This is a genomic window from Micromonospora chalcea (assembly GCF_028768405.1).
GTDB lineage: Bacteria > Actinomycetota > Actinomycetes > Mycobacteriales > Micromonosporaceae > Micromonospora > Micromonospora chalcea.
The window spans coordinates 572,717-592,500 of the sequence record NZ_CP118233.1 but is presented as its reverse complement, the minus strand read 5'-3'; the positions used below and the strand labels follow the sequence as shown (position 1 = coordinate 592,500).

Below are 19,784 nucleotides of genomic sequence, written 5' to 3'. Positions count from 1 at the left end.
GTCGACAACGGACTATCCGCGCAGCTCGACACCGGCGAACGAGCGCTTGCCCCGGCGCAGCACGAGGTACCGGCCGTGCAGCAGGTCGTCCGCCGACACGGTGGCGTCCACCTCGGAGATCCGGGTGTTGTTCACGTACGCGCCACCCTCGGCGATCACCCGGCGGGCCTCCTTCATGCTCGGCACCAGGCCCGACTCCTTGAGCAGGCCGGCGACGTCCGGCAGCTCGTCGAGGCGCACCAGGCCGGCCTCGGTCAGCGCGGCGCGCAGCGTCTCCGGGGCCAGCTCGTCGAGCGAGCCCCGCCCGAACAGCGCCTGGCTCGCCGCGACCGCCTGGGCCGTCTCCCGCTCGCCGTGCACCAGCGTGGTCAGCTCCTCGGCGAGCGCCCGCTGGGCCAGGCGCGCCTGCGGGCGTTCCGCGGTCGCCTTCTCCAGCTCCTCCAGCTCCTCACGGGAGCGGAAGCTGAAGTACCGCAGGTAGCGGCTGACGTCCCGGTCGTCGGCGTTGACCCAGAACTGGTAGAACGCGTACGGGCTGGTCATCTGCGGGTCGAGCCAGATCGCGCCGGACTCGCTCTTGCCGAACTTGGTGCCGTCGGACTTCGTCACCAGCGGGGTGGTGAACGCCTGCACCGGCCCGGCGCCGCGCCGGCGAACGTAGTCCACCCCTGCGGTGATGTTGCCCCACTGGTCGGAGCCGCCGTACTGGAGCTGGCAGCCGTGCCGGCGGTGCAGCTCGAAGAAGTCGTTGGCCTGCAGCAGCTGGTAGCTGAACTCGGTGAAGCTGATGCCCGTCTCCAGGCGCGCCCTGACCACCTCACGGGCGAGCATCTTGTTCACCGGGAAGTGCTTGCCGACGTCGCGGAGGAACTCCACCACCGACATCTCGCCGGTCCAGTCCAGGTTGTTGACCAGTTGCGCCGCGTTCTCCCCGGTGTACGTGACGAACGGCGAGAGTTGCTCGCGGATGCGCTCCACCCAGCCGGCCACCACCTCGGGCGAGTTGAGCGTCCGCTCGGCGCTCTCCTTCGGGTCACCGATCTGGCCGGTGGCGCCGCCGACCAGCAGCAGCGGCCGGTGCCCAGCGAGCTGGAGCCGGCGCGCGGTGAGGACCTGCATGAGGTGGCCGACGTGCAGGCTCGGGGCGGTCGGGTCGAAGCCCACATAGAACGTGGCCTGCCCGGCTCCGAGCAGGTCGCGCAGCTCATCGAGGCCGGTCGAGTCCTGGATCAGGCCCCGCCACAGCAGGTCGTCGGTCAGGGAGTCCCGCCCCTGCGGGAGGTTGCTGTCGGTCACGGTCACCGATTCTCCCCCATTACCGGACCCGGGCCGTACCGGGTTTGCCGAGGTGCGGCCGACTAGGCTGGCGGCGCCGTCGAACGCGAGGAGGAACCGCGGTGGACATGCCGAACCTGACCGGTGGCTTCGTGGCCCTGCTGGGCCTGACGTTCGACGAGGTCAGCGGGGACCGGGTGATGATCCGGTGGAAGGTGCGCCCGGAGCTGCACCAGCCGTACGGGATCCAGCACGGTGGCGTCTACTGCTCGGTGGTCGAGACGGCGGCCAGCATCGGCGGCGCGCTCTGGCTGGGCGACAAGGGCAACGTGGTCGGGGTGTCGAACCAGACCGACTTCCTGCGCGCGGTGCGCGACGGCGAGCTGACCGCCGTCGGCACGCCCGTGCACCGGGGCCGCAGCCAGCAGCTCTGGCTCGTGGAGATCACCGACGCGGACGGCCGGCTGGTGGCCCGCGGCCAGGTGCGCCTGCAAAACCTGACCGCCTCCTGACGCATTCGCCCGAAACCGGGCACTGACGCCGATATCGTCGCCTCGGTGAGATCGTCCGCTCCCGAACCGACGTGAGGAAGCTGTTCGCCGCCACGCTCGGCGTGCTGTCGGCCGTCGGCGGCTTCGTCGACATCGGTGACCTGGTGGCGGCCAGTCAGGCCGGCGCGCTGTTCGGCATGGCCCACACCTGGGTGCTGCTGGCTGGCGTGGTCGGCATCTGCGCGTACGCGGAGATGGCCGGCCGGATCGCGGCGGTGAGCGGGCGGGCGGTCTTCGACCTGGTCCGGGAGCGGCTCGGGCCGCGGGTGGCGCTGCTCAACCTGGTCGCGTCGTGGCTGGTCACTGTGGTCACGCTCGCCGCGGAGCTGGGCGGGGTGGCGCTGGCGCTGCAACTGGCCACCCGGGTGAGTCACCTGTTCTGGGTGCCGCTCGCCGCGCTGGCCGTCTGGCTGGTGCTGTGGCGGCTGCGCTTCGAGCTGATGGAGCGGATCTTCGGCCTCGCCGGGCTGGCGCTGCTGGTGTTCGCGGTCGCGCTGGTGGCGCTGCCGACCGACTGGCCGGAACTCGGGCAGGGCGCGTGGCAGATCAGCGCGGCCGGGCACGGCTGGCCGCTGTACTGGTTCGTGGCGGTGGCGCTGTTCGCCTCGACGGTGAGCCCGTACGAGGTGTTCTTCTTCTCCTCCGGCGGCGTCGAGGAGCGCTGGAGCGCGGCGGACCTGGCGCGGGCCCGGTCGAACGTGCTGATCGGCTTTCCGGTGGGCGGGTTCCTGGCGTTTTCGCTGGTCGCCGTGGCGACGGTGGCCTACCACCCGTCCGGGGTGTCGCTCAGTACGCTCGACGAGGTGGCGCGGCCGGTGGCCACGGCGCTCGGTGGCGCCGGCCTGGCCACCGCCGTGCTGGCGTTCTTCGCGGTGACGTTCGGCGCGGCGCTGGAGACGGGCCTGTCGGCGGCGTACGCGGCGGCGCAGTACTTCGGGTGGCAGTGGGGCAAGCGTGTCCGCCCCCGGGAGGCGGCCCGGTTCCACAGCGTCCTGCTGGTCGGTCTGCTGCTCGGCGTGGTGATGCTGATGACGACCGTGGACCCGGTGCGGCTGACCGAGTACATGCTGGTGCTGAGCGCTGTGGTGCTGCCGCTGACGTACCTGCCGATCCTGGTGGTCGCGAACGACAGGGGGTACCTCGGCGACCGGGTCAACGGGCGCTGGATGAACCTGCTCGGCGCGGTGTTCCTGCTGCTCATCGTCGCGGCGTCGGTGGCCGCGATCCCACTGGCGATCATGACGGGGATGGGTCCATGAGGGTTCAGCTGGCCAAGCGGCTGCTCGACCGGCAGATCGTCGACGTGGACGGGCGGCTGGTCGGGCGGGTCGACGACATCGCGTTCGCAGTCGACGACGAGGGCTTCCCGTACGTGGACAGCCTGCTCACCGGGCAGGGGGCGCTCGGGGAGCGGATCGGCGGGCGGGTCGGTCGGCTGCTCGTGGCGGTGGCGGACCGGTTCACCGACGACCCGCCGGTGCCGCCGTTGCGCGTACCGCTGTCGCAGGTCGCCCACGTGGACAGCGCGGTGCGGCTGCGCTGCCGGGCGGCGGACCTGCCGCCGTCGCCGGTGGAGGCGTGGCTGCGCCGGCACCTGATCGAGCACATTCCCGGGTCCGGCCGTGCGAGCGGGTGAGCTGCTCGGCCGTACCGCCTACGACCTGCACGGGCGGCGGCTGGGCCGGGTGGTGGACGTGGTGGTGCGCGGCGGGTGGCCGCCGGACCGGCTGCGGATCACCGACGTGATCGTCGCCGGGCACTGGTGGACCCGGGTGATCAGCCGCCTGATCGGCCCGGAGCTGCACCCGTCCGGGCCGTGGCTGCTGCGGATGGTGGCCCGGCTGGTCGGGCGCAGCACCCGTCAGGTGCCCGCCGACGCGGTGCAGCTGCTTCCGCCGGTGCCCGGCTTCCCGTTCGGCCCGCCGGCCGGACGCCGCTGAGGGCCGAGTTGCCGGACGCCGTCCGTCAGCGGCGCGCCTCGTCGAGTTCCGGGGCGTCGGCCGGCTCGCCGGCGTCGTCCGCGGCGTCGTCGTCCGGGGAGTCGTCGCCGCGGCCGCGCCGGCGGACCCGCACCTCGGTGATGGCCCGCTGGTCGACGTCGGCCACCGCCAGCTCCCAGCCGTCCACCGTCACCTGCTCCCCCGCCACCGTCGGGATGTGCCCGAGGCAGATCAGCACCAGCCCGGCGACGGTGGTGTAGTCGCCCGCCGGCCGGTTCGGCAGCTCCACGCCCAGGTCGGTCAGGTCGTGCACCGGGAACGTGCCGGGCAGCACCAGCGTGCCGTCCGGCTCGGTGCGCACGGAACGCAGGTCGCGGTCGGTCTCGTCGTAGATCTCGCCGACGATCTCCTCGAGGATGTCCTCCAGCGTGACGATCCCGTCGACCGCGCCGCGCTCGTCGACCACGAGCGCGATGTGCTGGCGTTCGGCCTTGAACTGACGCAGCGCGTCGACCACCGGCAGCGAGTCGGGCAGCAGCATGGGCGGGCGGGCGATCTCGTCGACCGGCCGGTCGTCGGAGACGCCGACCAGGTCACGCAGGTGGATGACGCCGACCGCGTCGTCCAGGCCGCCGTGGCGGACCACCGGCGCCCGGGAGTGGCCGGTCGCCGCCAGGACCAGCCGCGCGGCCTCGGCGGTGGTGCCGCTGTCGAGCGTGAAGACCTGCAACCGGGGTACGAGCACAGCCCGCAACTGCCGGTCCGCGATCTCCACCGCACCGGCGATGATCGTGCGCTGTTCCTTGGTGAAGCCGTGGTTGCCGGCCACGATGTCGCGCAGCTCGTCCGGGCCGATCTCGTCCGGCTCGGCCTTCGGGTCCAGGCCGAACAGGCGTACCACCAGGTCGGTGGTGGCGCCCAGCAGCCAGACGGCGGGCCGGGTGATGCTGGAGAGCAGGTCCAGCGGGCGGGCCACCAGCAGCGCCCACCGCTCGGCCGACTGCATCGCGATCCGCTTCGGGGCCAGCTCGCCGAAGACCAGCGTGACGAACGTGAGCACCAGCGTCACCGCGACGATGGCGACGGTCTCGGCGGCGTTGCCGAACACGCTGAGCAGCGGCACCAGCGGCCGGGCCAGCGAGACCGCGGCGGCGGCGGACGCGAGGAACCCGGCGAGCGTGATGCCGATCTGGATCGTGGCCAGGAACCGGTTCGGATCCTTCGCCAGGCGGGCCAGTGTCCGTCCGCCCCGGCCGCTGCGCTCCAGCCGCTGCACCTGGCTGTCCCGCAGGGACACCAGGGCCATCTCGCTGCCGGCGAACGCCGCGTTGAGGATCACCAGCACACCGACCAGGGCCAGCTGGCTCCAGTAGCTCTGCACGACCGGTTATCTCCCTCGACCCGATCCGGGCCGGCCGACGGCCGACCCACCGGCCGGCAGATCCGGTCGGCGTGGCCCCTCTGTGCCCCGCGGGCCCGCCGCTGAATCATGACCGGCGCCGGTGTCACCCGCCGGGGCCGGGTTCAGGCCGGTACGGGCAGGTCGAGCACGTACGCGCCGCCCTCGGGCCGGAATCCGAGCCGGTGGTAGTAGGGGGCGACCATGCCGGGCGGGCTGACCACGCGGCGGAAGCCCCGGTCGGTGAACAGCCGGCTGCGCCGGTAGACGAACTCGCCCGGGGTGAAGTCCCGGAACGGCGGGGTCACGTAGTCCAGGTCGATCTGGGCCACGCCGCCCGGTTCGGCGTGCGAGAGCATCACGCCGACCACCTCGTCGGCGCGTACCACCAGGAACGCCGAGCGGTCGTCGGCGTCGGCGTCCCAGCGGAAGCCCGGGTTGAAGCGGGCGATGTCGGCGGCGTGCACCCGCAGCGTGTGCGCCAGGAAGGCGTCGCCGGTGCCCACCTCGACCACCTGGTAGGTCTGCTCGTCGTGCCGGGTGGCCAGCAGCTTGCGCAGGTACCAGACGTTGATCACGGCGAGCACCACGTTCAGCCCCACCATCGGCCACACCTGCACTGCGGTGTTGTAGCCGATCAGGATGAGGCATCCGACCAGGTTGAGCGCGCGCAGCCGCAGGATCCGGGTCTGCAGCAGGGACCAGACCAGCAGCGCGGAGCCGGCCCAGCCGACGAGTTCCAGCCAGTTCACCCGGGGAGACTAGCGGTCTGCCTGGTCAGGCCCCTCGGCGGGCAGCTCCAGCACGTACTCCTCGACCTCGGCGCCGCGCGCCGGGGCGTACCCGGAGTCCTCGCCGACCACGACGAAGCCGCACTTGCGCAGCACCGCGAGCGAGGCGGCGTTGTCCTTCGCGGCGCGGGCGTGCAGCGGCCGGTGCGGCACCTCGCGCAGCAGCGCGCGCAGCGCCGCGGTGGCGTGGCCGCGCCCCCAGTACGCCGCGTCGATCCAGTAGCTGACCTCGGTCTGCTCGCCGACCGGGAACGCCGCCACCCGCCCGACCAGCCGGCCGTCGACGGTGACCGCGCGGTTCACGATGCGCGCGTCGGCGCGGATGCGCGCCCAGTGCGCCTCGAACGCGGCCCGGTCGGACGGATCCTTCGGGCCGAACGCGGCCATCCAGTTCGCCTGCGGATCCTGCTCGTGGGCGAAGAAGGCGGGCAGGTCGTCGTCGCGCACCGGGCGGAGCAGCACCTCGTTCGTCACGGCCGGAACGATACGGGCCCCCTCCGACACGGTCGGGACCTCCGGCCCGGTGTGTGTCCCGTCCGGCCCTGCCGCACGGCCGGCCGGCCCGGTTACCAAGGAGGTGCAACGACGCAGTCGAGGAGGCCGGACCATGTCGAAGTACGTCTACGACTTCATCGAGGGTGACCGCAGCCAGGCCGACCTGCTCGGCGGCAAGGGCGCCAACCTCGCCGAGATGACCCGGCTCGGGTTGCCGGTGCCGCCCGGGTTCACCGTCACCACCGACGCGTGCCGGGCGTACCTGGCCACCGGGGCGCCGCCGGCCGGGCTGTACGAGGAGATAAACGCGCACCTGCGGGAGGTGGAGGCGCGGCTGGACCGGTGGCTGGGTGACCCGCGTGACCCGCTGCTGCTGGCGGTGCGCTCCGGCGGGCGGTACTCGATGCCGGGGATGATGGAGACGATCCTCGACATCGGGCTCAACGACACCACGGTGGCGGGGCTGGCCGCCCGCACCGGCGACGAGCGGTTCGCGTGGGACTCGTACCGGCGGCTGATCCAGATGTTCGGCCGCACCGTGCACGGCATTCCGGGCGACGAATTCGAGCACGAGCTGGCCGCGCTGCGGGCCACCGCCGGGCCGGGCGGGCCGGGCGCCGGGCAGCTACGCGACCTGGTCGACACGTACAAGAAGATCTTCGCCCGGCACGTCGGGCACGACTTCCCGCAGGCCCCGCACGAGCAGCTGTTCCTGGCCGTGCGCGCGGTGTTCGAGTCCTGGCACTCGGAGCGGGCCCGGATCTACCGGCGGCAGGAGCGCATCCCGGACGACCTGGGCACCGCCGTCAACGTGATGGCGATGGTGTTCGGCAACCTCGGCCCGGACTCCGGCACCGGGGTGGCGTTCACCCGCGACCCGGCCACCGGCGCACCCGGCGTGTACGGCGACTACCTGAGCGACGCGCAGGGCGAGGACGTGGTGGCGGGCATCCGCAACACGGTGCCGCTGACCGAGCTGGCGAACCTCGACCCGGTGAGCTTCCACCGGCTGCGGGAGATCATGGCGACGCTGGAGCGGCACTACCGCGACCTGTGCGACGTCGAGTTCACCATCGAACGCGGGAAGCTGTGGATGCTCCAGACCCGGGTCGGCAAGCGCACCGCGGCGGCGGCGTTCGTGATCGCCGCGCAGCTGGCCGAGGAAGGGCTGATCACGGCCGACGAGGCGCTCACCCGGGTCACCGGCGCGCAGCTCGCCCAGCTGATGTTCCCGGCCTTCGACGTCGCCGGCGCGCCCGAGCCGCTCGCCGTCGGCGTCGGCGCCTCCCCCGGCGCCGCGGTCGGGCGGGTGGTCTTCGACTCGGCCGCCGCGGCGGCGTCCACCGGGCCGGTGATCCTGGTCCGGCCGGAGACCAACCCGGACGACCTGCCCGGCATGATCGCCGCGGTCGGGGTGCTCACCTCGCGCGGTGGGAAGACGTCGCACGCCGCCGTGGTGGCCCGCGGCATGGGCCGGACCTGCGTCTGCGGGGCCGAGGCGCTGACCATCGACGTGGAGCGCGGCGAGTTCACGGTGGGCGAGCAGGTGGTGCGCGCCGGCGAGGTGATCTCGATCGACGGCACCAGCGGGCGGATCTGGCGCGGCGAGGTGCCGGTGCAGCCGTCCCCGGTGGCCCGGTACCTGACCGGTGAGCTGCGCCCGGAGGCCGACCCGCTGGTCGCCGCCGTGCACCGGCTGCTCGGGCACGCCGACGCGGTACGCACGCTCGGCGTCCACGCCAACGCCGACACCCCGGACGACGCGCGCCGGGCCCGTGAGCTGGGCGCCGAAGGGATCGGTCTGTGCCGCACCGAGCACATGTTCCTCGGCGAGCGCCGGGAACTGGTCGAGCGGCTGATCCTGGCCGACGGTCCGGCCGAGGTCGGCGCGGCGCTGGACGCGCTGCTGCCGTTGCAGCGGGCCGACTTCGTCGGGCTGCTCACCGCGATGGACGGGCTTCCGGTCACGGTGCGGCTGCTCGACCCGCCGCTGCACGAGTTCCTGCCTCCGCTGGCCGAGCTGACCGCCCGGGTGGCGGGCGCGCAGGCGCGTGGCGAGGAACCGGGCCACGACGGCGTGCTGCTGGCGGCGGTACGGCGGATGCACGAGACGAACCCGATGCTGGGGCTGCGCGGCGTGCGGCTCGGGCTGGTGGTGCCGGGTCTGTTCGCGATGCAGGTGCGGGCGCTGGCCGAGGCGGCCGCGCAGCGGGTCCGGGCCGGCGGTGACCCGCGCCCGGAGATCATGGTGCCGCTGGTCGGTGACGTGCGGGAACTCGCCGCGGTGGCGGACGAGGCGCGGCGGGTGCTGGCCGGGGTGCCGGACGCGCCGGAGATCCCGATCGGCACCATGATCGAGACGCCCCGGGCGGCGCTGACCGCCGGGGACATCGCCGCCGAGGCGCGCTTCTTCTCCTTCGGCACCAACGACCTGACGCAGATGACCTGGGCGTTCTCCCGGGACGACGTGGAGGGGGCGTTCTTCTCCACGTACCTGGAACGGGGGATCTTCCCGGTGTCGCCGTTCGAGAGCATCGACGCCACCGGCGTGGGCCGGCTGGTCCGCCTCGCCGTCGCCGAGGGGCGGGCGGCCCGGCCGGGCCTGACCGTCGGGGTGTGCGGCGAGCACGGCGGCGACCCGGAATCGATCGGGTTCTTCGCCGCGGCCGGGCTCGACTACGTCTCCTGCTCGCCGTACCGGGTGCCGGTGGCGCGGCTGGCCGCCGGCCGGGCCGCCGTCGAGGCCCGTACCGAGAAGTCCGACTCCCGCTAGGAGGGCAGCACCATGACCGCCATCTTCAACCCGACCGGTCCGGCGGTCGCGCCGGTCCCCCGCCCGGCGCCACCGCAGGCCGCGCCTCCGCCCGCGACGCCCACCCCCACCACGGCCGGGCCGGTCGGCCCGGTGCTGGAGCTGCCCGGGGACGCCGCGCTGGTGCCGGTGCACCGCGACGGCCGTCCGGTCGGCGTGTTCGTCGCGGCCGGTGGCCGGGTCCGCTACCGGCGCGTGGTCGAACCGGACCAGCTCGTCGCCGCGGCCACCGGCGCGTTCGCGGTGGCCGCGCTCACCGCCGCCGTGGCGGTGTGGTCGCGGCGCCGTCCGCCGTCGGTCGGCACCGTCACCATGGGGCCGGGCGGCTGGGTCAGCCTGCGCGGCCTGCCGGCGCCCCGGCTGCGCCCGGACGACCGGCCATGGTGGGCGCGCGTGCTGCGGGCCCGCCGCCTCGTCGTCGACAGCTGACCACCCAGGGGTACGGCCGCCGGTACGTCACCGGCGGCCGTACCGCCGTTCTCCCGTCGGCTCTCGGCGGAGGGGCCGTTGGTCCCGGGTCACGGCGGTCCTGCGCCCCTGCCCGGCGGCGCCCGGACCGACGACGCTGAGGGTGAGAACGAGAGCGAGGGAGGCCCCCGATGCGCGCCAGTGTCGTCACCGCGTTCGACCGTCCGATGGAGATCACCGAGCGTCCCGTGCCGGAGGTCGGCCCGGGCGAGATCCTGGTCCGCGTCGAAGCCAGCGGACTCTGCCACACCGACATCCACGCCGCCCGCGGCGAGTGGCCGGTGAAGCCCACCCCGCCGTTCGTACCCGGTCACGAGGGCGTCGGCCTGGTCGAGCAGGTCGGCCCCGGCGTCACCGAGCACGCCGTCGGCGACCGGGTCGCGCTGCCCTGGCTCGGCTGGGCCTGCGGCACCTGCGCGTACTGCGTGACCGGCTGGGAGACGCTGTGCGAGTCGCAGCGCAACACCGGTTACAGCATCGACGGCGCGCACGCCGAGTACGCGGTGGCCTCGGCCCGCTACGCGGTCCGCGTGCCCGACGGCGTGGACCCGTTCGAGGCCGCGCCGCTGACCTGCGCGGGCGTCACCACGTACAAGGCCGTCAAGGTCGCCGGGGTACGGCCGGGCGAGCGGGTCGCGATCTTCGGCATCGGCGGCCTCGGTCACCTCGCCCAGCAGTACGCGCAGATCTTCGGCGCCGAGACGGTCGCGGTGGACGTGACCGCCGAGAAGCTGGAGCTGGCCACGTCGCTGGGCGCCGCGCACACTGTCGACGCCGCCACCACCGACCCGGTCGAGCGGATCACCGCGCTGGGCGGCGTGGACGTGGCGATCGTGCTGGCCGCCAGCCCCCGGGTGATCGAGCAGGCCCACCGCTCGCTGCGCCGCGGCGGCCGGCTGGTGCTGGTGTCGCTGCCCGCCGACAACGCGATCACCCTGCCCGTCTTCGAGACGGTGCTCAAGGGCATCACGGTGCTCGGCTCGATCGTCGGCACCCGCGCCGACCTGGCCGAGGTCTTCGCGCTGCACGCCGCCGGCCGCACCCGGGTCGTCTACGAGACCCGCAAGCTGGACGACATCAACGACGCGGTGGACGACGTCCTCGCCGGCCGGGTCGCCGCCCGGCTCGTGCTCCAGCCCTGACCCCCGCCCCCGGTCCCCGCACCCGCGGGGACCGGGCCGCCGACGCCCGGAGAGGGACCGACATGACCGCCACCGAACCCCTGGCCCCCTGGCGCGGATTCCACGCCGGCGCGTGGCAGGAGACAGTCGACGTGGCCGACTTCGTCCGCCACAACCACGAGCCGTACACCGGGGACGCCTCGTTCCTGACCGGGCCGACGCCGCGCACGCTCGCGGTGTGGGACCGGCTGCGGGAAATGTTCCCGGAGGAGCGGCGCCGCGGCGTGTACGACGTCGACGCGGCCACCCCGTCGACGATCACCTCGCACGCGCCCGGGTACATCGACCGGGAGCGGGAGCTGATCGTCGGGTTGCAGACCGACGCGCCGCTGCGGCGGGCGATCATGCCGGCCGGCGGGCTGCGGATGGTGGAGACGGCGCTGCGCGCGTACGGGCGTGAGCCGGACCCGCGCGTGCACGAGATCTTCACCCGGTACCGCCGCACGCACAACGACGCGGTGTTCGACGCGTACCCGGAGACCGTGCTCGCGGCCCGGCGCTCGCACATCATCACCGGCCTGCCCGACGCGTACGGACGCGGGCGGATCATCGGCGACTACCGCCGGGTGGCGCTGTACGGCGTGGACCGGCTGATCGAGGAACGCCGCGCGCTCAAGGCGGCGCTGGACGACCGGCGCAGCACCGACGACGTGATCCGCGACCGGGAGGAACTGGCCGAGCAGCTCCGCGCGCTCGGCGAGCTGAAGGAGATGGCCGCCTCGTACGGCTTCGACATCTCCCGCCCGGCCGTCACCGGCGCGCAGGCGATCCAGTGGCTCTACTTCGCCTACCTGGCCGCCACGAAGGAGCAGAACGGCGCCGCCATGTCGCTCGGCCGCACCGCCGGGTTCCTCGACGCCTACCTGCGGCGGGACATCGCCGAGGGGCGGCTGGACGAGAGTGGCGCGCAGGAGCTGATCGACGACTTCGTGATCAAGCTGCGGATCATCCGCTTCCTGCGCACCCCCGAGTACGACCAGCTCTTCTCCGGCGACCCCACCTGGGTCACCGAGTCGCTCGGCGGGATGGGCGCGGACGGCCGCCCGCTGGTCACCCGCACCACGTTCCGCTACCTGCAGACGCTGTACAACCTCGGTCCGGCGCCGGAGCCGAACCTGACGGTGCTCTGGTCGCCGCGGCTGCCCGAGGGGTTCAAGCGGTTCTGCGCCCAGGTGTCGCTGGACACCAGCGCCATCCAGTACGAGAACGACGAGCTGATCCGCCCGGCGTACGACGACGACACCGCGATCGCCTGCTGCGTGTCGGCCATGCGGGTCGGCCGGGACATGCAGTTCTTCGGCGCCCGGGCGAACCTGGCGAAGGCGCTGCTGTACGCGATCAACGGCGGCCGCGACGAGCTGTCCGGGGCGCAGGTCGCCCCGCCGGCCGCGCCGGTCGGCGGCGAGACGCTCGACTACGACGAGGTGCTGGCCGCGTACGACCGCACGCTGGACTGGCTGGCGCAGACGTACGTGGACGCGCTGAACGTGATCCACCACCAGCACGACAGGTACGCCTACGAGCGGCTGGAGATGGCGCTGCACGACCACCCGGTGCGCCGGTTCATGGCCACCGGAATCGCCGGCCTGTCGGTCGCCGTAGACAGCCTGTCGGCCATCCGGTACGGCCGGGTCAAGGTGCTGCGTGACGAGTCCGGGCTGGCGGTCGACTACGCGGTCGAGGGCGAGTTCCCGACGTACGGCAACGACGACGACCGGGCCGACGAGATCGCGGTGTGGCTGGTCGAGACGTTCGCGGAGAAGCTGCGCCGGCAGCGTACGTACCGCGACGCGGAGCTGACCATGTCGGTGCTCACCATCACCTCGAACGTGGTGTACGGCAAGCACACCGGCAACACGCCGGACGGGCGGCGCGCCGGTGAGCCGTTCGCGCCGGGGGCGAACCCGATGAACGGGCGGGACACGCACGGCCTGGTCGCGTCCGCGCTGTCGGTGGCGAAGCTGCCGTACGACGCGGCCCGCGACGGCATCTCGCTGACCGGCACCGTCACGCCGGACGGCCTGGGCCACACCCGCGACGAGCGGATCGCGAACCTGGCCGGGGTGCTCGACGGCTACGCCGACGCCGGCGGGTTCCACCTCAACGTCAACGTGCTGGACCGGGCCACGCTGCTGGACGCGATGGCGCACCCGGAGCGGTACCCGCAGCTCACCGTCCGGGTCTCCGGGTACGCGGTGAACTTCGTGCGGCTCACGCCGGAGCAGCAGCGCGACGTGGTGTCGCGGACCTTCCACGGGTCGCTGTGAACGGCCGCCCGCCCGCGCCGCCGCAGGTGACTGCGGCGGCGCCGGGGTGCGTCACCGGCGCTGTGCACTCCTGGGACACCTCGGTCGGGGTGGACGGCCCGGGCACCCGGTTCGTGGTCTTCCTGGCCGGTTGCCCGCTGCGCTGCCGCTACTGCCACAGCCCGGACACCTGGTACGGCCGCAGCGGCCGCCGCCGCAGCGTGGACGAGATGGTCGCGCTCGCCGGCCGGTACCGCCGGTTCATCCAGGTGGCCGGGGGCGGCGTCACGGTGAGCGGCGGGGAGCCGCTGCTGCAACCGGCGTTCACCCGGGAGCTGCTGCGGCGCTGTCACGTCGACCTGGGCCTGCACACCGCGCTGGACACCTCCGGCTTCCTCGGCGTCCGCGCCGACGACACGCTTCTGGACGCCACCGACCTGGTGCTGCTCGACGTGAAGGCGGGCAACCCGCAGACGTACCGCCGGGTCACCGGCACCGGCCGGCTCGCGCCGACGTTGCGGTTCGCGCAACGGCTGGCCGACCGGGGTACGCCGATGTGGATCCGGTACGTGCTGGTGCCCGGCCTGACCGACGCGGTCGACGAGGTGGAGCGGGTGGCCGACATCGCGGCCGGGCTGGCCACGCTGCAGCGCGTGGAGGTGCTGCCGTTCCACCGGCTCGGTGCGCACAAGTACGCCGAGCTGGGGCTGACGTTCCCGCTGGCGGACACCGAGCCGCCTGACGCCGACCTGCTGACCCGGGTACGCGGTCAGTTCGCCGCCCGGGGTCTCACCGTCACCTGACCGCGCGCCGGTTCAGCTGGCTGCGGCCGTCGGGTAGCCGTAGAGGTCCAGCAGCCGGACCCGGGACGCCTGGAGGCGGTCCACCACCACGCTCATGAACCGGCTGGTGAGCTGGCGGCCGAGCGTGTCGTCGGACTCCATCAGCCGGCGTACCCCGTCGGCGTCGAGTTCGACGGCGGTGCTGCGCTGGGTGGCGACCGCGCCGAACTGCCAGCGGTACGGCGGGAACAGCCAGGACCAGCCGAGCACGCCGCCCGGCCCGATCGTCTCGATGCCCACGTCGCCGCGGCCCGGCACCGGGAAGTCGAGTGCCACCTGGCCGCCGCGGACGAGCCAGAACCGGTCGGCCGGCGCGCCGGCGCGGAACAGCCGGTGCCCGGGGTGCCAGACCACCGGGCGGGCGTACCCGGTGAGCCGGGGCAGCCACTCGTCGGGCAGCCCGGCCAGGAAGGGGTGGACGCGGAGCATTTCCAGCGGGGTCATCGCGCCTCCAGGATCGACAGGAGGGAGCACTGGGTCCCATTCCACCTCGCGAACGGCCCGGCCGGTAGGGGCCGATGGTCCCGGCCGTGCCGGGCGGATCGACTCTGCCCAGGTGGGAGCCGTCGGCGCAGGCTGAGGGGGAACCGAAGGAGGACGTCATGACCGACAGGACCGGTGCCCCCGTCGTGGTGGGCGTGGACGGCTCCCCGTCCGCGCTGGACGCGGTACGGCTGGCCGCACGAGAGGCGGTGCTGCGGCACCGGCCGCTGCGGGTGGTGAACGCCTTCCTGTGGCCGCTGGTCGGCACGCCGCTGGGCATGGTCGCCCCGGTGCTGCCCGACATCGAGCTGCGCCAGGAGGCCGAGAAGCTGGTCGAGGAGGCGGTGGACGAGGCCCGCAAGGTCGACGCGGAGCTGGCGGTGACCGGCGCGGTGGTCGACGGCGGGCCGGTCGCGGTGCTGCTGCGGGAGAGCCGCGACGCCGCGCTGCTCGTGCTGGGCCACCGTGGCCTGGGCGGCTTCGCCGAACTCCTGGTCGGCTCGGCGGCGGTGCAGCTCTCCGCCCGCGCGGACTGCCCGGTGCTCGTCGCCCGGGGCGAGGCCCGCGCCGACGGCCCGGTGGTGGTCGGCGTGGACGGCTCCGCGCTGTCCGACGAGGCGGTCGGGTTCGCGTTCGCCGAGGCCGCGGCGCGCGACGCCGAGCTGGTGGTGGTGCACACCTGGCTGTACCCGCAGCCGGTGAGCTACCGCGAGGCGTTCGGCGACGTCCTGCCGCTGGCGTACGAGCCGGAGCAGTTGCGCGCCGACGAGCAGCGGGTGCTGGCCGAGGCGGTCGCCGGCTGGACCGAGCGCTACCCGGAGGTCACGGTGCGGCCGAAGCTGGTCGCCGCCGCCACGCCGGCCCGGGTGCTGGTCGAGGAGTCCGTCGGGGCGCAGCTGACGGTGGTCGGCGCGCACGGGCGGGGTAGCCTCGGCTCGCTGCTGCTCGGCTCGGTCAGCCACGCCGTGCTGCACCACTGCCACAGCCCGCTGGCCGTCGTCCGGCACCGCGGGGGCCGGGAACGCTGACCCCGGTTCGGCGGTCCCGGCGCCGCCGGGACCGCCACAATGGCCTGAGCCGACCGGAGGGAACAGACCTGATGAACCGACCCGTCGTGGTGGGAGTGGACGGATCGCCGTCCAGCCTGGCCGCCGCCGACCTGGCTGCCGCGACCGCCGTGGCACGTTCCCGGCCGCTGGTGCTGGTGCACGGCTACCTGCACCCGCTCGGCTACGGCGTGCCGCTCAACCCGTACGACCTGGGGGTGCCGGCGCCCACCGCGGAGGCGGAGAAGATGCTCGAGTCGGTCGCCGCCGACCTGACCGAGCGGCACCCGGGCCTGCGGGTACAGGTGCGCCAGGTGGCCGGCGGTCCGGGCGCGACGATGGTCGAGGAGTCCCGCCGCGCCGAGCTGGTCGTGGTGGGCAGCCGGGGCGTGGGCGGATTCGCCGGCCTGCTGCTCGGCTCGGTCAGCGGGCAGCTCGCGCAGCACGGGCACTGCCCGGTGCTGATCGTCCGCCCGGAGGAGCAGCCGATTCCGGTGGACGGGCCGGTGCTGGTCGGCGTGGACGGCTCCGACTCGGCCGCGTACGCGATCGAGCTGGCTGCCGACGAGGCCGAGCGGCGCGACGCGGAGCTGGTGCTGATGCACGTCCGGTCGCCGGAACGCGGCGCGGTGGCGCCCGAGGTCGCGGCGGAGGCGTCCACCGCCGAGCGGGCCGAGGCGGCGGGACTGCTGGCCGAGGCCGCGGAGCGGGTCCGGTCGGCGCATCCGGGCCTGCGGGTGACGGAGCGGTCCGTCACCTCCCCCTCGCCGGAGACCGCGCTCGTCGAGGCCAGCGGCGAGGCGGCGCTCGTGGTGGTCGGCTCCCGGGGCCGGGGCGGCTTCGTCGGGCTGCTGCTCGGCTCGGTCAGCCAGGCAATGGTGCAGCACTCCCACTGCCCGGTGCTCGTCGCCCACCGGCCCGAGCCGGCCGACGACTGAGCCGCCTCGCGGGCGGCGGCCCCGCGCCGGCCCTGTCCGCCGGGCCGCCCGGCGCGAGAGATGTCTTCCGAGCGATATGCCTGAGAGGCATAAATATGCCTCTCAGGCATATCGAGTTTCCGGCGTGGTTTCGCCGGGACGGTAACGCTCGGTAGCGGTCGCCCCCGCGCCGCACCGCCCCGGCGTCAGGCCGGGTCGCGGCCGGCGAGCAGGTCGGCGAAGTCGGTGGTGAGCGCGAACGGGTCGGCCGGGCCGGTCGCGGGCGGGCGGCGGTCCACCTGCTCGGCCAGCTCGGCGGCGGCCCGGCGGATCCGGGACCGCAGCGCGCTGTCCCCGTCGTCACCGGCCCAGTCCTCCGGCGCGGCGAACACCGCAGTGGGCAGTGTCGCCGCCCGCAGGTACGTGAACATCGGCCGGACCGCGTGCTCCAGCGCGAGGGAGTGCCGGGCGGTGCCGCCGGTCGCCCCGATGAGCACCGGCTTGCCCGCGAGCGTGTCCCGGTCGATCACGTCGAAGAACGACTTGAACAGCCCGTTGTAGGACGCGTTGAAGATCGGCGTCACCGCGATCAGCGCGTCGGCGGCCGCCACGGCGTCGAGTGTCTGCCGCAGCGCGGCCGGCGCGAAGCCGGTGAGCAGGTGGTTCACCACGTCGTGGGCGTGCTCGCGCAGCTCCACGGTGCGCAGTTCCGCCGTCGCGCCGCGGCCGGCCAGCTCGTCGCGGGCGGCCGCGGCGAGCTGGTCGGCGAGCAGACGGGTGGACGACGGCTGGGCGAGCCCGGCCGAGACGACCGCCAGGGTACGGCGGGTCATCGCTGCTCCCCGTCGGCGGGAGCGGCGTCGCGGGCGGCCAGCAGGCCGGCGTGGGTGGGCGCCTCGGGCACGTGCGCGGGACGCAGCGAGTCGAACTCCTTGCGCAGCACCGGGACCACCTCCTCGCCCAGCAGGTCGAGCTGCTCCAGCACCGTCTTCAGCGGCAGGCCGGCGTGGTCGATCAGGAAGAGCTGCCGCTGGTAGTCGCCGACGTACTCGCGGAAGCCCAGCGTCCGGTCGATGACCTGCTGCGGGCTGCCCACCGTCAGCGGCGTCTCGCGGGTGAACTCCTCCAGCGACGGGCCGTGCCCGTAGACCGGGGCGTTGTCGAAGTAGGGGCGGAACTCGCGTACCGCGTCCTGGGAGTTGCGGCGCATGAATACCTGCCCGCCGAGGCCGACGATGGCCTGGTCGGGTGAGCCGTGGCCGTAGTGCGCGAACCGCTCCCGGTAGAGGCCGACCATCCGCTGGGTGTGCTCCTTGGGCCAGAAGATGTGGTTGGCGAAGAAGCCGTCGCCGTAGTACGCGGCCTGTTCGGCGATCTCCGGGCTGCGGATCGAGCCGTGCCAGACGAACGGCGGCACGCCGTCGAGCGGGCGCGGGGTCGAGGTGAACGCCTGCAGCGGCGTACGGAACCGGCCCTTCCAGTCGACCACGTCCTCGCGCCAGAGCCGGCGCAGCAGGTCGTAGTTCTCGATGGCCAGGGGGATGCCGTTGCGGATGTCCTGGCCGAACCACGGGTAGACGGGCCCGGTGTTGCCGCGCCCCATCATCAGGTCCACCCGGCCGTCGGCGAGGTGCTGCAGCATCGCGTAGTCCTCGGCGATCTTCACCGGGTCGTTGGTGGTGATCAGCGTGGTCGCGGTGGACAGCAGCAGCCGTTCGGTGCGCGCGGCGATCCAGCCGAGCATGGTGGTCGGCGACGACGGCACGAACGGCGGGTTGTGGTGCTCGCCGGTGGCGAAGACGTCCAGGCCGACCTCCTCGGCCTTGAGCGCGATGGCGGTCATGGCCTTGATCCGCTCACGCTCGGACGGCAGTCGCCCGTTTGTCGGGTCGGGGGTGACGTCACCGACGGTGAAGACTCCGAACTGCATGACCAGCTCCTCGCGTGGGGTCCGGACCGGTCGGCCCGGGATCGCTCCTCACAACATATTTGACGAGTCAACTATTCCGGTGGCCGCCCGCCCCGGCGTGGCCCGGATCACGCGCCTCCCACCGACTACCCTTGCCGCGATGACGTACCCCTGGCTCTCCGCGCCCGCCGCGCAGATCGCGCAGACCGCGCGGACGCTGCTCGGCTGGACCGTGTCGGCCGGCGGCGTCACGGTACGCCTCACCGAGGTGGAGGCGTACGCGGGCACCGGCGAGGACCCGGCGTCGCACGCCCACCGCGGGCCGACGCCGCGCAACCAGGTCATGTTCGGGCCTGCCGGGCACGTCTACGTGTACTTCGTGTTCGGCATGCACTGGTGCGCGAACATCGTCTGCGGGCGCGACGGCGAGGCGGCGGCGGTGCTGCTGCGCGCGGGCGAGGTGGTCGGCGGCGTCGAGACCGCCCGCGAGCGCAGGCCGCGCGCCGCCGACCGGGATCTGGCCCGCGGGCCGGCCCGGCTGGTCACCGCGCTCGGGATCGGGCGGGACGCGAACGGCACCTCGGCTATCGACGGCAGCGGCCCGCTGCTGCTGACGCCACCGGCGATCCCGGTCGACCCGGCGCACATCGTCGCCGGGCCGCGTGTCGGGGTCGCCGCCGCGCACGACCTGCCGTGGCGGTTCTGGCTGGCGGACGAGCCGAGCGTGAGCGTCTACCGGCGGCACACCCCGCGTCGCCGGCCCGCTCCGGCCGCCCCGGTGCGGAACTCGCCGGCCTGAATCGGCCGTTCCGGGCAACCCGGGACACCCCGCGGCGCGTCTGTGGTGGCATGACGCGCCGACCCTTCACCATGCGTTGAGGTCACGGTGTTTTACACGAAGGGCTTTCAACGGGGTGTTGACAACAGGCCATTCTTGGGTGTGGGATGGACGACATGGTCACCGTGGACAACGACCCGTTCACCGCTCCGGATGCTGCCCAGGCACGGGCGCACCGCAACTACGCGGCGCTGCTGCGGATCGCCGAGCGGCACGCCGGCACCAACTCCCGCCGCCGTCGCTACGCCCACCCCGACGTGCCCGACGCCTACGAGGCGGCCACGCTGGTGATGGCGCTCGCCGGGGGCGCCGAGCTGGACGAGGGTGAGGAGCCGGTCGACCAGGCCGACCTGATGGCCGCGCTGACGCTCATCCCGCACGTGCGCTCCGAGGTGGACGCACTGGAGGCCGGGCTGCTCCAGGTGGCCCGCGGCCGGGGCATGACCTGGCAGGCGATCGCCTTCGGGCTGGGGCTGGGCAGCGCCCAGGCGGCCCGGCAGCGCTACGAGCGGCTCACCGTCCGCACCGGCACCGGCGACTGACCGGCGGCGCGCACTGTCACAGCCGCGGGCAAGACTGTGCCCGACGACG

20 protein-coding genes are annotated in these 19,784 nt (G+C 73.8%); 13 read left to right on the top strand and 7 right to left on the bottom strand.

The features are described 5' to 3' along the window. Positions 1 to 12: 12 nt before the first annotated feature. On the bottom strand, positions 13 to 1,296 hold the full coding sequence (tyrS, locus tag PVK74_RS02755; RefSeq protein WP_043330331.1) for a tyrosine--tRNA ligase: 1,284 nt from the start codon (positions 1,294 to 1,296) through the stop codon (positions 13 to 15). A gap of 101 nt (positions 1,297 to 1,397) precedes the next feature. Between tyrS and PVK74_RS02750 the strand changes: the two genes are divergently transcribed. From PVK74_RS02750 to PVK74_RS02735, 4 genes are all read left to right on the top strand, one after another. Next, entirely contained in the window at positions 1,398 to 1,787 is a 390-nt protein-coding gene (locus tag PVK74_RS02750) for a PaaI family thioesterase (protein ID WP_420800512.1), read from the top strand. 71 nt (positions 1,788 to 1,858) lie between these two features. Continuing rightward, entirely contained in the window at positions 1,859 to 3,085 is a 1,227-nt protein-coding gene (locus PVK74_RS02745) for an NRAMP family divalent metal transporter (RefSeq protein ID WP_274478078.1), read from the top strand. Further along, positions 3,082 to 3,462 carry a hypothetical protein gene (locus PVK74_RS02740; RefSeq protein WP_043324905.1) on the top strand — a complete coding sequence of 127 codons (381 nt, stop codon included), beginning with the start codon at positions 3,082 to 3,084 and terminating at the stop codon, positions 3,460 to 3,462. The genes PVK74_RS02745 and PVK74_RS02740 overlap by 4 nt, the downstream gene beginning before the upstream one ends. Then, on the top strand, positions 3,449 to 3,766 hold the full coding sequence (locus PVK74_RS02735) for a PRC-barrel domain containing protein (protein ID WP_210887273.1): 318 nt from the start codon (positions 3,449 to 3,451) through the stop codon (positions 3,764 to 3,766). Before PVK74_RS02740 ends, PVK74_RS02735 begins: the two co-directional genes overlap by 14 nt. 25 nt (positions 3,767 to 3,791) lie before the next feature. On the opposite strand, the gene PVK74_RS02730 is transcribed toward PVK74_RS02735, so the two are convergent. The 3 genes from PVK74_RS02730 to PVK74_RS02720 form a co-directional block, all read right to left on the bottom strand. Continuing rightward, positions 3,792 to 5,147: a hemolysin family protein gene (locus tag PVK74_RS02730; protein ID WP_043324907.1), complete on the bottom strand. Its 1,356-nt coding sequence runs from the start codon at positions 5,145 to 5,147 to the stop codon at positions 3,792 to 3,794. Positions 5,148 to 5,290: 143 nt separating this feature from the next. Next, on the bottom strand, positions 5,291 to 5,917 hold the full coding sequence (locus PVK74_RS02725) for a hypothetical protein (protein ID WP_043324908.1): 627 nt from the start codon (positions 5,915 to 5,917) through the stop codon (positions 5,291 to 5,293). A gap of 9 nt (positions 5,918 to 5,926) precedes the next feature. Next, positions 5,927 to 6,430, bottom strand: a complete 504-nt coding sequence (locus PVK74_RS02720) for a GNAT family N-acetyltransferase (protein ID WP_113973125.1) — start codon at positions 6,428 to 6,430, stop codon at positions 5,927 to 5,929. Positions 6,431 to 6,563: 133 nt separating this feature from the next. Between PVK74_RS02720 and ppdK the strand changes: the two genes are divergently transcribed. From ppdK to pflA, 5 genes are all read left to right on the top strand, one after another. Then, positions 6,564 to 9,224, top strand: a complete 2,661-nt coding sequence (gene ppdK, locus PVK74_RS02715) for a pyruvate, phosphate dikinase (protein ID WP_274478077.1) — start codon at positions 6,564 to 6,566, stop codon at positions 9,222 to 9,224. Positions 9,225 to 9,236: 12 nt separating this feature from the next. Then, on the top strand, positions 9,237 to 9,692 hold the full coding sequence (locus PVK74_RS02710; RefSeq protein WP_274478076.1) for a hypothetical protein: 456 nt from the start codon (positions 9,237 to 9,239) through the stop codon (positions 9,690 to 9,692). A gap of 170 nt (positions 9,693 to 9,862) precedes the next feature. Continuing rightward, positions 9,863 to 10,873 carry an alcohol dehydrogenase AdhP gene (gene adhP / locus PVK74_RS02705; protein WP_064448485.1) on the top strand — a complete coding sequence of 337 codons (1,011 nt, stop codon included), beginning with the start codon at positions 9,863 to 9,865 and terminating at the stop codon, positions 10,871 to 10,873. A gap of 62 nt (positions 10,874 to 10,935) precedes the next feature. Continuing rightward, on the top strand, positions 10,936 to 13,179 hold the full coding sequence (pflB, locus tag PVK74_RS02700; RefSeq protein WP_043324911.1) for a formate C-acetyltransferase: 2,244 nt from the start codon (positions 10,936 to 10,938) through the stop codon (positions 13,177 to 13,179). Then, on the top strand, positions 13,176 to 13,961 hold the full coding sequence (pflA, locus tag PVK74_RS02695) for a pyruvate formate-lyase-activating protein (protein ID WP_051611069.1): 786 nt from the start codon (positions 13,176 to 13,178) through the stop codon (positions 13,959 to 13,961). The genes pflB and pflA overlap by 4 nt, the downstream gene beginning before the upstream one ends. Before the next feature lie 12 nt (positions 13,962 to 13,973). Here pflA and PVK74_RS02690 read toward each other — a convergent pair whose 3' ends face one another. Beyond that, positions 13,974 to 14,444, bottom strand: a complete 471-nt coding sequence (locus PVK74_RS02690; RefSeq protein WP_043324912.1) for a cyclic nucleotide-binding domain-containing protein — start codon at positions 14,442 to 14,444, stop codon at positions 13,974 to 13,976. A gap of 158 nt (positions 14,445 to 14,602) precedes the next feature. Between PVK74_RS02690 and PVK74_RS02685 the strand changes: the two genes are divergently transcribed. Together PVK74_RS02685 and PVK74_RS02680 are read left to right on the top strand one after the other, a co-directional pair. After that, positions 14,603 to 15,511 (top strand): universal stress protein, encoded by a 909-nt coding sequence (locus tag PVK74_RS02685; protein WP_043324913.1) that lies wholly within the window; start codon positions 14,603 to 14,605, stop codon positions 15,509 to 15,511. A 71-nt stretch (positions 15,512 to 15,582) separates the two neighbouring features. Continuing rightward, entirely contained in the window at positions 15,583 to 16,467 is an 885-nt protein-coding gene (locus PVK74_RS02680) for a universal stress protein (RefSeq protein WP_069087693.1), read from the top strand. 185 nt (positions 16,468 to 16,652) lie between these two features. On the opposite strand, the gene PVK74_RS02675 is transcribed toward PVK74_RS02680, so the two are convergent. Then, the gene (locus PVK74_RS02675; RefSeq protein WP_210871718.1) at positions 16,653 to 17,279 is read right to left on the bottom strand and encodes a CE1759 family FMN reductase; all 627 of its coding nucleotides are present in this window, start codon (positions 17,277 to 17,279) and stop codon (positions 16,653 to 16,655) included. After that, positions 17,276 to 18,376, bottom strand: a complete 1,101-nt coding sequence (locus PVK74_RS02670; RefSeq protein WP_043324916.1) for an LLM class flavin-dependent oxidoreductase — start codon at positions 18,374 to 18,376, stop codon at positions 17,276 to 17,278. The genes PVK74_RS02675 and PVK74_RS02670 overlap by 4 nt, the downstream gene beginning before the upstream one ends. A 139-nt stretch (positions 18,377 to 18,515) precedes the next feature. Between PVK74_RS02670 and PVK74_RS02665 the strand changes: the two genes are divergently transcribed. Next, a complete protein-coding gene (locus PVK74_RS02665) occupies positions 18,516 to 19,154 on the top strand; it encodes a DNA-3-methyladenine glycosylase (protein WP_043324917.1) in 639 nt (212 codons plus the stop codon). 146 nt (positions 19,155 to 19,300) lie between these two features. Next, positions 19,301 to 19,735, top strand: coding sequence for a hypothetical protein (locus PVK74_RS02660; protein WP_030502457.1), 435 nt, complete (start codon positions 19,301 to 19,303; stop codon positions 19,733 to 19,735). The last annotated feature ends 49 nt before the right edge of the window (positions 19,736 to 19,784 follow it).

Coding starts and splice junctions, on each gene's coding strand:
- PVK74_RS02740 (WP_043324905.1), top strand. CDS start 3,082: ATGAGGGTTCAGCTGGCCAAGCGGCTGCTCGACCGGCAGATCGTCGAC.
- ppdK (WP_274478077.1), top strand. CDS start 6,564: ATGTCGAAGTACGTCTACGACTTCATCGAGGGTGACCGCAGCCAGGCC.
- PVK74_RS02710 (WP_274478076.1), top strand. CDS start 9,237: ATGACCGCCATCTTCAACCCGACCGGTCCGGCGGTCGCGCCGGTCCCC.
- adhP (WP_064448485.1), top strand. CDS start 9,863: ATGCGCGCCAGTGTCGTCACCGCGTTCGACCGTCCGATGGAGATCACC.
- pflB (WP_043324911.1), top strand. CDS start 10,936: ATGACCGCCACCGAACCCCTGGCCCCCTGGCGCGGATTCCACGCCGGC.
- PVK74_RS02690 (WP_043324912.1), bottom strand. CDS start 14,444: ATGACCCCGCTGGAAATGCTCCGCGTCCACCCCTTCCTGGCCGGGCTG.
- PVK74_RS02685 (WP_043324913.1), top strand. CDS start 14,603: ATGACCGACAGGACCGGTGCCCCCGTCGTGGTGGGCGTGGACGGCTCC.
- PVK74_RS02680 (WP_069087693.1), top strand. CDS start 15,583: ATGAACCGACCCGTCGTGGTGGGAGTGGACGGATCGCCGTCCAGCCTG.
- PVK74_RS02675 (WP_210871718.1), bottom strand. CDS start 17,279: ATGACCCGCCGTACCCTGGCGGTCGTCTCGGCCGGGCTCGCCCAGCCG.
- PVK74_RS02670 (WP_043324916.1), bottom strand. CDS start 18,376: ATGCAGTTCGGAGTCTTCACCGTCGGTGACGTCACCCCCGACCCGACA.
- PVK74_RS02665 (WP_043324917.1), top strand. CDS start 18,516: ATGACGTACCCCTGGCTCTCCGCGCCCGCCGCGCAGATCGCGCAGACC.
- PVK74_RS02660 (WP_030502457.1), top strand. CDS start 19,301: ATGGACGACATGGTCACCGTGGACAACGACCCGTTCACCGCTCCGGAT.